Consider the following 13,393-nt stretch of genomic DNA (forward strand, 5'->3'; position numbering starts at 1 on the left):
ATCATCAGGAAAACAGTGGAATGGGACTGAGTCAACAAGAGCATAGTGAATTACGCCGTATCGGTGAGCGTATCAAGAAAACATTAACAGCTGTGATGCGCTCACTTCCTCAAACTGCTTATAGCATTGGCGGATTTGCCCGATATGTTGGGTGTCACCGCTCAAACAGCCAACGCTTGTTTAACGCCTATAAATCAAAACAAGGCGAACAAGTCCTATATCACCTTCCTGGTCATCAGGCACTTATCGACCTAGGGGAACAATTACAGCCCCATTTATCAAATGAACTGTACCTTCAGTGGCAACAAATACCTGAATTATTCGCCAAAGTTATTCCACAATATGCACGAAGCCACGCTGAGCTTAAACGTTTATTAGAAAGCAAAGATTCGGAAGAAACCGAGCTGTCCAGTAAGGACAAAAGAGCACAGCTTTATTACGCAGCTAAGTCGCTGCTAGGTTTCAGTATGGAAGACATATTTAGTGCGTATATTTTAAGAAGAAATCAATATCGCCCGGGCTTTTTGCAAGAAATTGCTTTGATCAGCAAGACTGGAATTAAACGAGGCACTGGTGCACCGCCATTTGTACAGTTTTATACTCATCCGCACACCGAGAGTTTTGAAGGCTTGCAAAATATCACTGCCGACAGCAGAGTAAGTACCGATGTCTTTAGTATCGGAGTAGCGAAAGAACTTTCTACTCCTGGGCTCACAGAAGCATTTGCAAGTTATTCTCCCAGCAATTCAGGACTCGTTTTTGACCCAATTAAAGACGCGCCAGAGTTTGACGCGACGTTTATTTTTAATAATCCAGATGAACTCGTTGACCCATTAACCCATGACAGTAAATGTAGCTCGACAAGTATTTCGATTAAAAACCCTGCTAAAAAATTATTCCTGCTAGTGTTAATTGAAAAAGAGCTGGATAGAAAAAGTACCGTAAATGTAGGATGCTATCACGGCAACCAAAAAGTTGAAGAAGGCAAACTCAGCGCGACAGACATGTGGACTGAGCGCTTACCAGAATTTCCAGAACTCAGACTAATCGATCTTAATGCCAGACCACACTTACTCCTAAACTCCCCGAGTTACAGCGAAAAGCTAAATTATTTATTTCGCTATGCGGGTCTAAATACAGAAGACTACAGCTGTTACCTTTTGGAAGTCGAGTTTCCAATTTGGTCAAGCACTTACCGAATTTATTTTGAGCATGAATAGAACTCTAAGATAGGAATATAGGTTAAATTAGAGGAGCTTCAGACACCCCTTGTTTGACAAAAAGAGACCTATCTTTTTGTCAGGATAAAACAACTTGTGATACTCTCCAGACGCACCGTTTAAAGGAACAATTATAATGAATAAACTTACATTGAATGCATTAGCCGTTGCAGTAACACTTGCGCTATCAGGTTGTAGCGCTACTGCCACAACAAGTAATACAAATAACACTGCCGTTCAACAACAAAACTTTCCAAGTGTCGATATTAACTACGACTCGTTTACTCTTGATAATGGCTTAAAAGTCATTGTGCACACCGATAAAAAAGCCCCCATTGTCGCGGTAAATATCTGGTATAACGTAGGTTCGAAAAATGAAAAGTTGGGCAAAACCGGTTTTGCTCACTTGTTTGAGCACTTAATGTTCAATGGTAGTGAAAACTACAACGATGAATACTTTGGCCCATTTGAACGCGCTGGTGCGACCGAAATGAACGGTACGACAAACAGCGACCGAACCAACTACTTCCAAAACGTGCCAACCTCAGCTCTAGATATGGCGTTGTGGATGGAATCAGACCGAATGGGTCACTTACTTGGCGCGATTACTCAAGAAAAACTGGATGAGCAACGAGGCGTTGTACAAAATGAAAAACGTCAAGGTGAAAGCCAGCCGTATGGCACCATGTGGAATGTCATGTCTGAGCAGTCTTTCCCTAAAGGGCACCCTTACTCTTGGAGTGTGATCGGCTCAATGGAAGACCTTAATGCGGCTTCACTAGAAGACGTGCATCAGTGGTTTAAAGATTACTACGGCCCAAATAACGCGATTTTGATCCTTGCAGGTGATATCGATCTAGCAACAGCAAAAGAAAAAGCACAGAAGTACTTTGGCGATATCAAGCCAGGTAAACCTATCGCGCAACTTGATAGCTGGGTTGCAAAACGCACTGGTGAAAAACGTATTACGTTACAAGACAGAGTACCAGCGGCTCGCGTGGTTAAATCGTGGAATACCGCAGAGCTTGGCAGTTTAGATAATGAGTACCTTGATCTACTTGTTTCGGTCCTAGCTGATGGCAAAAATAGCCGCTTGTACAAGCGTATGGTTCACGAAGACAAAGTTGCTTCAAATGTGATTGGTTATAACTACTCTCGGACGTTAGCTGGTCAAGTGGTAATCATGGCTGACGCGTTACCAGGTCATAATCTAGATAAGCTTGAAAATATCATTGACGAAGAACTGAATAAACTGCTAGCTGATGGCCCAACTAAAGACGAATTATATCGCGCTAAATTCAGTCGAGCGGCAGGCTTTGTTAAGCAAGTTGAAGGTGTTGGCGGTTTCGGTGGTAAATCTGATTTACTAGCTAGAGGCCAGCTATACCATGATGACCCTACTTACTATAAGCGTTCATTTGAAATTCAAAATGGCGCAACGCCTAAGCAAATTAAAGAAGCGGGTAAGCGTTGGTTAACCGATGGTGCATTGGTCATTAATGTTGAACCATTCGCTCAATATTCATCTGCAGAGAAAGGCGCAGATCGTAGCCAACTTCCTGAAGTTAAAGAGTTACCTAAACTAGACTTACCAGAAGTACAAACCGCAACGCTAAGTAATGGTCTTGAAGTAGTGCTTGCACAGCGTACTGATACCCCAATGGTTAACTTATCACTTAGCTTTGATGCGGGTGCTGCTGCTGATTTTGGTAAAAAGTCAGGTACTGCAAGTTTCACGATGGATATGCTCACAGAAAGTACCCAGTCTCTTTCTAGTCTTGAGTTAGCCGCCAAGCAAGAACAACTTGGTGCGAGTATTTATGGTTATTCGCAACTTGATTATTCAACGCTGGCGATGAGTGCGCTTTCAATAAAATGGCAAGAGAGTTTGGCGTTATTTGCAGATGTGTTACAAAACCCAGCGTTTAGTAACGACGACCTTGAGCGCGTAAGAACACTAACGCTTGATAACATCCAAAAAGAAAAATCTCGCCCAAGAAGTAACGCATTACGTATTTTGCCACCGCTGCTCTACGGTGAAAACCATGCATATGGCCAACCACTAACAGGTTCAGGTACGGAAGAAAGCGTAACATCGCTAACTCGCGAAGATTTGGTTGCATTTAAGAACACATGGCTACGCCCAGACAATGCTCGCCTATATGTTGTCGGTGACATTGACATGAAGACGTTAACGGCTTCGCTTGAAGATACCCTTTCATCGTGGAAGGCTCCAAGCAGTGCGAAACCTAGCAAAGCGTTAAGCAAAGTCGCAGTACCAAACAAGCCTCGTGTATTTGTTGTTGATAAACCTGATTCACCACAATCACTTATCGTTGCTGGTTTACTTGGCAAAACCAAAGGTGAACTAGAAAAGCATCAAGACATTGAGCTGGATGTAATGAACTCAATCGTAGGTGGTACATTTACTTCTCGTTTAAATATGAACTTACGTGAAGATAAAGGCTGGTCTTACGGTGTATTCTCTTCTGTAATGACAACAGAAGGCCAAGCACCATTTTTAGTGTTTGCGCCAGTACAAACCGACAAGACTAAAGAGTCAGTTGCTGAAATCTTAAAAGAGCTTTCTGCATACACAGGTGACAAACCTGCAACCAGTGATGAATTAGCAAAGATTATCTCTAACAAGGTAGCTAAACTTCCTGGTGCTTACGAGAAGCAACGTTCACTACTATCTGCACTAGTAGGTGCTTACAACGATGGTAAAACGATTAAAGACTTGGAAAGCTACGGTCAAAACGTACAGCAAGTGACGCTTGATCAAGTAAAAGATGAAGCTAATAAGCTGATTGATACCAACAAGTTAACTTGGGTTATCGTCGGTGACAAAGCGAAAATCCAAGCTGAACTTGAAGCGTTGAATTTAGGTGAAATCACTTACCTTTAAAGCTAATTTGTCCAATTAGTTCTTGTACTAAAACAAAGCCACCGAATTCGGTGGCTTTTTTAATAACAAAATATGCTGACCAAGAAAAACTAACCTACTGAATACTAGAAATAGATAATGGTCGAGACCGCTTCTTCATCCGCAGTTTCAATAGACATTTTAATTTCGCGTTTTTTCCAATCAATATCCACCAAGCCATAATTACTGCCTGACTGATTGATAATGTGACGATCTGATGTACTTAGTTCAGCAATATTTTCACTCACGACGCCCACTCTGCCTGTTGGAATTGTCGCACCGCTTGGTGCACAATTGCCCCACTCTCCAGCGATACCTGCGTTATTACTGTCTACGTCGGTGTAACACCACGGCTTATCATTATCACGAGTGATACAACTGTCGTAAGTTTCCCCCAAATATTTGAACGGTAGCTTACACTGCTTGGTATAGTTGCCATCACCTTTGGTGTCTGCATAGATGGGTAAACGCAGCGGATTCTCAATATCATATGGCCAATTTTGACCAAATCCAGAAGCTGTCACTTCATAGACATTAACCTCAGCTCCATACTTTTCGCTCTCAGGCACCGTTTTTTGTAGCAACTCACCCCAATGTTGATCACCAGACATGAAAATCACGGCCTTGGTTTTGCCATTATTGATTGACTGCTGAACCAATCTTAATAGTTTGGCACGCTCAGAGGGGATCTCTGCCCAAGACTCATATCCCGTACCTGACATTTCAGACTCATCAAGTTCACTAATAACTTGTTCAAATTGCTTACCATCACCATAAGCACAATACTCTGAGCGACTACGACCTTGATTTAGTGGCGGAAGTACCTGAATACCACTGGCGATCAATTTTACTTCAGACGACTTTTGTAGCTCTTGCTCCAACCACTTCCACTGCGCTTCGCCCAATACCGTGCTACTGTCTCCCTCACACTTGCCATATTTTTCAAATGTTGGTGAACGGAAATAGCGCGCATCAAGTGTAATAACATGGGTACGTTCACCTTCAGGACCCATCATTTTCGCTTCGTAGATCCCAGCTTGACCGTTCAGTCTCGGATCATCTTTAGGTGCATCAAAGTGCCTTAAGAACTCTTTCTGGCTTTCTACTCGTGCCGGATAGTGCTTACCATCATTGTTCCAGCCATAATCGTGATCATCCCAAGTGGCCATGACAGGGATCTTCGCTTCAAGAAACTTTTTATAATCGCTGTTTCTTTTTTTGTCGTCGTACTTCTGACGCATTAATGCCATATCGGTAGTGTCAGCATAAATGTTATCCCCAAGCCATAAAAACAGATCTGGCTGTTGAGAAATCAATTTAGCCAAGGCTTCTGGCATATCCCCTTTGGGTTTAAAGCATGATCCCAACGCTACACGATCCAAACGTTTACTTTGTTGTGGTAATGTATGCGCGAGCACAGGCTCTTGCTGTGTAACTTGGCACTCTTCCCAGCTATCATCTTCCACATAACACCACGGAGCTGTGTGGTTGCGAGAACTGCATCCATAGAACTTTTCACCTTGATAATCAGAAGGGGCTTTACACACTTTACCAGTGACTGTTTTAAACTCAGGGATAGTTTCTGTACGGACATGTCCCCAAGTTGCACCTTCAACACTTTGTTTCAGATAACACCATTGCGAGCCCGCATTATTTTTATCAGTAGTACCTTGATAATCAGCACCTAAATAGCTGAAATTATTTTTACACGCATCATAATGTACTTCAGGTTCTGCGACTGCCATTTGGCTCAATACACCAAAGGAAGACAAAAATAACAACTTTTTCATTAATTTCCTCAATAACTTACACGCCTTTCATCCATGACCACTCTCCATTTAGGGGACAGAGTGTAGTTATTGAGTATTAAAGATTCGTTTACAATTTATGTCACTGGGAAGTATGTTATTCTATCGCTTGAAATAACCATGAAAATGAAAGACAGCCAACAGTGGCTGCCTAAGTTCTACTTGATAAAACTGACGTGACTGATGTGACTTGTTAAGTGTGCTTTAAAAGCTTCCAACTGCTTTGCATCAAACCGAAAGCTTGGGATAACACCTACTGATATTTGATTATACGGCATTGAAAAATAGGCTTCTTTACCTACTACTTCCAATGCGATTTTACGTACTTTGGAAAGCGGAAACTTAGCGTCATTGACACTCATATATGTATCACTAAACACCACCTGCTCAACTGGATTTTGTACTTTTGGGTGAGACTGGGTGTATCTATCTTCAGGCGTAATTCGATATCCTGTCAGCCACTCAACCGCCTTGATTAGCAAAACAGCAGATATGAGTAGTATATTAACGAAACCAAGCAATTCTTGAGACTGATAATGTCCGGTTTGCGTGTAGCCAAACATGGACAATATTATTAGCAAAAACACAACACCAAAACACCGTTTGGACTTTTTTGATAATGTCATATCTCTTTCCTTTTTGTTCGTTATTGTTTATCTAATCTTACGTGTGAAAGCATTTAAACTACAAACTTTGTTACACTTGCACATACACCATGTGTACCTGAAAGTGTATTATAGCGCAACAGACTCTATGGACCTGCATCGACACTTCAAAATACAGGGCTGAAGTGAATCGTTGCTTAGTTAACAATAACAACAAGGGCATTTTATGTTTACTAAATCATTGATCAGTGCAGCGATATTGCTGTCACTTTCTGCGGCTTCTTCAGCTTCAGAATCCAAACTACACCGTCTTGCGAAAGTCGCAAAGCCAACAGAACACCATGTAAAATTAAACTTAGATCCGAGTAAAGAGCGATTTGACGGTCAAAGCATCATTCACTTAGAAGTGTTAAAACCAACAAAAACCATTGAAATTAATGGCCTTGACTATGCCATAGAATTTGCAAAACTGGTTGGCGAACAATCATGTGATTTAGCAAACGAAATGCTTAAAACGGGTAAAGTGATTCTGAGCTGTGAACAAACGCTTGCACCAGGTAAGTATAAATTAACCGTAGACTTTAACGCGCCATACAACCGTCAAAGTGTGGGCCTATACAAGACCGTGGACCGCGGCACACCTTACCTATTCACTCAGTTCCAAATGAGTGATGCACGACGCGCATTCCCAGTCTTCGATGAACCTGAATATAAAATCCCATTTCAGCTAACGATTACCGCACCTGACTCACAAAAAGTGTTTGCTAATACTCAGGTTATAAAAACTGAAAAAAGCAATGGTAATACAACACACTATTTCGAGAAAACGTTACCACTTCCCTCTTACCTGATTGCAATGTCAGTTGGCCCATTTGAAGTAAGCCCAGTGTCTGGTATGTCAGTTCCAGGCAATGTGATCACACCAGAAGGAAAAAGTAGCGTTAGTGCTTCAAGTATTAAGGAAACGCCAAAAATCCTTAAAGCATTAGAAGACTACTTTGACCTCCCTTATGTATATTCAAAGCTAGATCAGGTTGCTGTTCCTGAGTTCCCATTTGGCGCGATGGAAAATGCGGGATTAGTCACCTATCGTGAAGATATTCTGTTGATCGATCCTGAAGCGTCTTCTCGTAACAAAAAGGTGTATCACGTCAATGTAATCGCTCACGAACTTGCACACCAATGGTATGGCAACTTAGTCACCATGAAGTGGTGGAATGATTTGTGGCTAAACGAAGCTTTTGCCACTTGGATGGCGGCAAAAATTACCAAGCAGCTTTATCCTGAGCTTGAAACACATTTAGATTTGCCACAAAACAAAGCAATGTATACGGATGCGAAAGTGTCAACACTGCCTGTCAGACGTACGATTAATACCGAAGCCGACATTATGAATGGCTTAAGACTCGCGTACGATAAAGGCAGCGCTGTGTTAAACATGGTTGAAAACTGGCTAGGTGAAGACGTTTTCCGCCAAGGTATGCGTAACTATATTCGTAAATACTCATATAAAAACGCGGAAGCTGCTGATCTGTGGCGTGAGCTTGGAGCAGTCTCAGGTAAAGACGTAGAGAGCGTACTGAGCTCTTTTATGAGCCAATCGTCTTTCCCACTATTGACCGTCAATAGTCAAGGTAAAAACCTTACGATCTCTCAGCAACGCTTTATCATTGAAGGCCAAACAGCACCTGAGCAATCTTGGCATGTGCCGATGACAATTAAATATGGTCGTGGTGACAAAGTAGTAACAAAGTCAATCCTGTTATCTAATAAATCAAAATCGATCAAGCTCGACTTTGAACCTGAGTGGATTTATCCAGACGCAGATACGTTAGGTTATTATCGTTGGAAGTTAGATAGTCAATCTCTGGCTGCGTTACTAGACAATGCCCCTAAAGTGTTAAACGTCAGAGAGAGACTTAATTTACTTGCGGGTACTACCGAGCTAATGGACGCTGGTAAAATCAACGCCAAAGAAATGATGACCATAATGGCGCGCTTTGTTGATGACGCGAACCCAGTAGTCGCTAAAAAGGCATTAGCTACGCTTGTAGCGCAAAAGAAAAGCTTCGAAGACGATTCAAACAAAGCCCTTTGGAAAAAACTGTTTACCACCTATGTTGAACCAGCCTATAAACAGTATGGCCTAACCGCAAAAGCAGGTGAACCGGCAGCTATTTCAGAACTAAGAACAACGCTACTTTGGGTGCTAGCAATAGAAACTGATAATGCAGAGATCATCAAACACGCAAGTGAGCAAGCAAAGATCTACCTTAAGGAGCCTTCAAAGGTAGATCCTTTCTTAGCAAGCATGTTCGTCTCTATTGCCGCTTATTATGGTGACGCCGACTTATTGGCAAAATATCAAAGTACCTTCGAGGCAACTAAAAACCCAGCCCAACGTACAGCACTACTTAGCGCTATGGGACTATTTGGTGGTGATTTGCAAAAGCAGGTTGCTGATTACTTATTGAGTGACAAAATCACAGCTTCAGATACTCGTTATATTGTCGGTGGTTTTGGTCAAGACGAGGAACGCAGAGCGTTATTCCGCAAGTGGCTATTAGAAAACATGGATGCGGTACTTACCAAACTTCCGCCATTCTTACAGCCAATGTTACCCGGCCTTTACTTCACGCAATGTGAAAAAGCGGAACTTAACACGATGAAGTCAATCTTTGCAGAGAAGGCTAAAGAAGTAGATGGCATGTCTGTAACCATTGATAAAGTGGAAGAAAGCGTTACAACTTGTCTTAATTTGAAAAACCGAGAACTCGCTTCTGTTAATGAATTCTTAAAACAATTGTAATCTGATTAGGCTTCAAGATTACCAACCAATTGTGGCGCTGTTAGGTTACGCGCCACTTTTTTATGCTTATCACATAGACGGAGATTTCCTTGTACAGACTAATGTTCTTTGCCGTATTACTTGTTGTACCGTTGTTAGGTCATGCAGAAAGTATCACTGACAGCAGCAGAAACCGAGTGATTCCAATTAAAAAGTATTTTCCAAAAGACACCAGCCGATGTAAGACCAAAACGCCTTGTTCGGTGGCTTTACTCAGCGCAGGATACGGTGTAAGCCACGAAAAATATACGTTTATTGCTGACTATTTAACCCAACAAGGGTATTTAGTTGTGGCCGTGAGACACGAATTACCAAATGATCCACCGTTGTCAGTCAGTGGCAACCTCTATGAAACACGGGCGGAGAATTGGCAACGCGGTGCTGACACATTAAGTTTTGTGCAACGTACACTAAAATCAGCGATGCCAAATTATAACTTCGATCAAGTAATGTTGATTGGCCATTCCAATGGCGGGGATATTTCGTCTTGGCTTATCAATCACGGCGCAACATTTGCGACCCAACTGGTCACATTAGATCACCGCCGAGTGCCATTACCAAGAGACAAGAATATTCAAGTGTTGTCTATTCGTGCCAGTGATTATCCGGCAGATCCTGGCGTTCTCTACCAAGCTAATGAGCTAGATAAAAGCCATTGCGTGGTCAAGGTTGACAACGCCAAACACAATGATATGTCTGATTATGGCCCGGCGTGGCTAACCACGGCCATTATCGAACAGCTGGAAAAATTTATTGATAATCAAGGCTGCTCTCAGCGAGCGGGATAATTGCTAACCGCTATTTTGTCTGGTTTGAAAAAACCAGACACTTCAAACCGCTTTCCACATCAATGTCTGCAAACTCTGGCGGGTTATCTAACCTTTCAACAAAATGTAATGCGGGAGCTTCTCGCGCCATTTCATCTATTAAGAACTGGCTCGTCACATCTGGAGAGTTTACACAAGCTAACACCTTGGCGTTTTCGGTCAGTAGTTCAGGTAAGCGCCTGAGAATTCTTTGGTAGTCTTTGGTCAACGCAAAACTGCCTTTTTGAAAGCTGGGAGGATCGATGATCACCAAATCATAAGGTCCGAATTTTCGTACTTTTCCCCAAGATTTAAATAAATCGTGAGCTAAGAAGCTGACCGAAGAAAGGTCATGACCATTTAATTTGTGATTGGTTCTTCCCTGACTTAAAGCCGCTTTTGCCATATCTAAATTTACAACTTTATCAGCGCCACCAGCAACCGCAGCCACCGAAAAGCCACAGGTATAGGAGAAGAGATTTAGTACCCGTTTATGCAAAGCATGCTCTCGTACCCAATCACGACCAAAACGCATATCTAAAAACAACCCAATGTTTTGCCTAGCACCCAGCGACAGGCCAAATTTAAGCCCACTTTCTTCAACCGTAGGTTTTGGATCAAGCTCCCCATAAATGACTTCAAGTTCCGCATCTCTTTGATAGCGATGTTGAATAGCTATCGACTGTACTTTACCGTCAAACCTTTTGGTGGACGGCAATGTGAGCAAAGCGGCATGTAACGCCTGCAAGAATTCGGGATCATGTTCTTTAAATAGGCTTACTAGTAAATGACCTTGTAGCCAATCTACCGTAACTTGCTCCAACCCCTTATGACAGCGCCCTCGGCCATGAAAGAGTCGTCTTAATTCGTTAGGCAATGGCTCATCGTTGACTAGCAATGAAATAAGGTCAGAAACAGCAGGTAAAACGGTCATAGCAATAATCAGGTTTGTGTAAAGGCGGGCAGTTTACTGGCTAAAGTGGCTCTAATGCAAATCAGAGTATGATTAATTCTAAGTTTATCTTAATAAGAAGTTTCAGTCGTGTGATGACCAAGAGGTAACAAGGATTTAAAATATCAATCAAAGCAACCGTAATCCTTCCCTCCAAATCGATATAATCTATCAATATTCAGAGCACTTTAAAAAACCAGTGCCCCACATACAGAATTAATAACTATGTAAACCAAAACCTATGTTCTAAAGCTTCACACAGGAGCCTTTTCATTAATCAGCGACAAGATATATCCTCTCCCTTGCAGTAGTCAAAAATAGTTTTATCGAATACCGCTCTTTGACGATGGTTAAGGGTTTTAGGCATGAGCCTCCATTCCTCTTTCCTAACGGTCGTATTACCACTGTCGGTAAACTCAACATCAAAGTAGCTAGTAGCCCACCAACTATGCGATACCCCCCCCTCGATAGCGTAATCATAAAGAACCAGGCTCAAATCACGCCTTTGCGCTTTATCTTGGCATGCCCTATCGCAAGTTACAGTGATTCTTTCTTCGTAGCTATAGGCATAATCATTTTGAGGCTCAACAAATCTAAGTGAACTTTGTTGCAAAAGTCCTAGCAAAAATCCATCCTTAGATGCCCGAACTTCAAATCTCTCATAGTCCGATGGAGACAACCCTAAAAGCTTTGCCATATTATACTGACATAGATCTGAGTAGACATCAGCCCGACCAGGATCTGAATCCGCATACATCTGACTAACTTCACTGCAAGACTGCAGAAATTGCATTACGTTTTCATTATTAAATTTGAGTTTAGTGGTTTCATATACTTCATCGGTGATAGCATATGCACTGCTATTAGCCAACAACACGCCTGTTAGCAGTACTGATTTCAATAATTTCATTTTTCCTCCTTGTTTGCATAACATATGCTGTGTACATAATAGCTACAATAGGACCAAAAACAAATAATCAAACAACTAATTAACACCATTTACTTTAAACTTTCCTTATAACTTGACATCAAACGAAGTGCGCAGAGGATGATTATGACATTCGTCATCATTACAATGACATGAATATTTGATATAAAGTAATGAACAGGTTCTAAAAGAAAAACAATGCGTTACTTTAACTATCCGCCTTCTTGGCTCGCGACAACAATAATTACTTGGCTTGCTGGCGCCACCCCCGTGCTTATGTACACTCCAGCCGGAGACTGGTTACCTTGGTTTCAGCACCTCAGCGTACTTATCTTAGTTTTGTTGTGTATTAATGAATCAACCGATGCGTATGGCTACAAAGTCAGGTACATCATGCTGATCCTGCTAGCATTGATGATACAAAGTATTGGTTTTACCACTCAAAGCTCTATTTATCTGATTTATAACGTTAAGTTTATTGGCATTTTAGCCTTTTACGCACCAGCCAGTATTGCGATTGGTACTATCTTTTTGTTCTCATTCAGTCACTTTGGTATTCATCATTTTTATTGGCAAGATGGTGATCAATTAATGAACACAGCCCTGTTCGCCTGTTTCCAGTTATTTGCATTTGTGGTGTGCAAACGCATGCAAAAAGAGCAAGAAGCCAGAGAAGAACTGCAGTTGGCGCACAGCCAGCTTTCTGCAACACAGGCGCTGCTAAGTCAAACCATTGCTAAACAAGAAAGACTGCAACTTGCTCGGGAGCTCCATGATGATGTCGGCCACCAAATCACTAGCTTGATAGTGAATTTAGATGTAGCTAGAAGAACGGCACCCGATCCGTTACAACAAATGCTGGACAGCTGTTACTTGCAAGCCAAAGATACCCTTAAAGGCATTCGAGACTTGGTATCGGATAAACGCACCAATGACGAGCAACTGGACTTAAAAAGTGCACTGGTAGCACTAACCAGTTCAGTCCCCAGACTTTCGGTGACACTGAATTACCAGCATCACCCATTATTAGAAAAGCTCAGCTATGCCAACTGTATTTTGCGCTGTTGCCAAGAAGCGATAACCAATACGTTAAAACACGCCAATGCAGATAAAATGGTAATAAGCCTAAGCACTGACAATGGCTTAATACTGTCGATTGCAGACAACGGCATAACCAGTTCAACTATCAACCTGGGTAACGGACTCTGCGGACTGAAAGAACGTGTTGAAGCCCTTGATGGCAAGCTAACCATTAACTCAGAGAAAGGCATGAAACTGCTGGTTGAATTTGGAGACTAAC

Annotated in this window: 9 protein-coding genes; 5 read left to right on the top strand and 4 right to left on the bottom strand. The window is 42.0% G+C overall.

What is annotated here, in order from left to right:
- The first annotated feature begins 20 nt into the window (after positions 1 to 20).
- Complete coding sequence (locus ACSLBF_RS21170; protein WP_440056622.1) at positions 21 to 1,220, top strand: hypothetical protein; 1,200 nt, start codon at positions 21 to 23, stop codon at positions 1,218 to 1,220.
- A 136-nt stretch (positions 1,221 to 1,356) separates the two neighbouring features.
- The gene (locus ACSLBF_RS21175; protein ID WP_440056623.1) at positions 1,357 to 4,128 is read left to right on the top strand and encodes a M16 family metallopeptidase; all 2,772 of its coding nucleotides are present in this window, start codon (positions 1,357 to 1,359) and stop codon (positions 4,126 to 4,128) included.
- Between the two features lie 104 nt (positions 4,129 to 4,232).
- Here ACSLBF_RS21175 and ACSLBF_RS21180 read toward each other — a convergent pair whose 3' ends face one another.
- Positions 4,233 to 5,936, bottom strand: a complete 1,704-nt coding sequence (locus ACSLBF_RS21180) for an alkaline phosphatase D family protein (protein ID WP_440056624.1) — start codon at positions 5,934 to 5,936, stop codon at positions 4,233 to 4,235.
- 176 nt (positions 5,937 to 6,112) lie between these two features.
- On the bottom strand, positions 6,113 to 6,580 hold the full coding sequence (locus ACSLBF_RS21185; protein ID WP_440056625.1) for a hypothetical protein: 468 nt from the start codon (positions 6,578 to 6,580) through the stop codon (positions 6,113 to 6,115).
- A gap of 205 nt (positions 6,581 to 6,785) precedes the next feature.
- Between ACSLBF_RS21185 and ACSLBF_RS21190 the strand changes: the two genes are divergently transcribed.
- Both ACSLBF_RS21190 and ACSLBF_RS21195 read left to right on the top strand, forming a co-directional pair.
- Positions 6,786 to 9,368 carry a M1 family metallopeptidase gene (locus tag ACSLBF_RS21190; protein WP_440056626.1) on the top strand — a complete coding sequence of 861 codons (2,583 nt, stop codon included), beginning with the start codon at positions 6,786 to 6,788 and terminating at the stop codon, positions 9,366 to 9,368.
- An 89-nt stretch (positions 9,369 to 9,457) separates the two neighbouring features.
- Entirely contained in the window at positions 9,458 to 10,195 is a 738-nt protein-coding gene (locus ACSLBF_RS21195; RefSeq protein WP_440056627.1) for an alpha/beta hydrolase, read from the top strand.
- A gap of 10 nt (positions 10,196 to 10,205) precedes the next feature.
- On the opposite strand, the gene ACSLBF_RS21200 is transcribed toward ACSLBF_RS21195, so the two are convergent.
- Positions 10,206 to 11,147, bottom strand: coding sequence for a class I SAM-dependent methyltransferase (locus ACSLBF_RS21200; RefSeq protein ID WP_440056628.1), 942 nt, complete (start codon positions 11,145 to 11,147; stop codon positions 10,206 to 10,208).
- 295 nt (positions 11,148 to 11,442) lie between these two features.
- Positions 11,443 to 12,075: a hypothetical protein gene (locus ACSLBF_RS21205; RefSeq protein ID WP_440056630.1), complete on the bottom strand. Its 633-nt coding sequence runs from the start codon at positions 12,073 to 12,075 to the stop codon at positions 11,443 to 11,445.
- Positions 12,076 to 12,291: 216 nt separating this feature from the next.
- Here ACSLBF_RS21205 and ACSLBF_RS21210 point away from each other — a divergent pair, with 216 nt between their 5' ends.
- Positions 12,292 to 13,392: a sensor histidine kinase gene (locus ACSLBF_RS21210; protein WP_440056631.1), complete on the top strand. Its 1,101-nt coding sequence runs from the start codon at positions 12,292 to 12,294 to the stop codon at positions 13,390 to 13,392.
- Position 13,393: the final 1 nt, after the last annotated feature.

Source organism: Pseudoalteromonas sp. T1lg65, from assembly GCF_051930985.1.
In the GTDB taxonomy this organism is placed as follows: Bacteria; Pseudomonadota; Gammaproteobacteria; order Enterobacterales; family Alteromonadaceae; genus Pseudoalteromonas.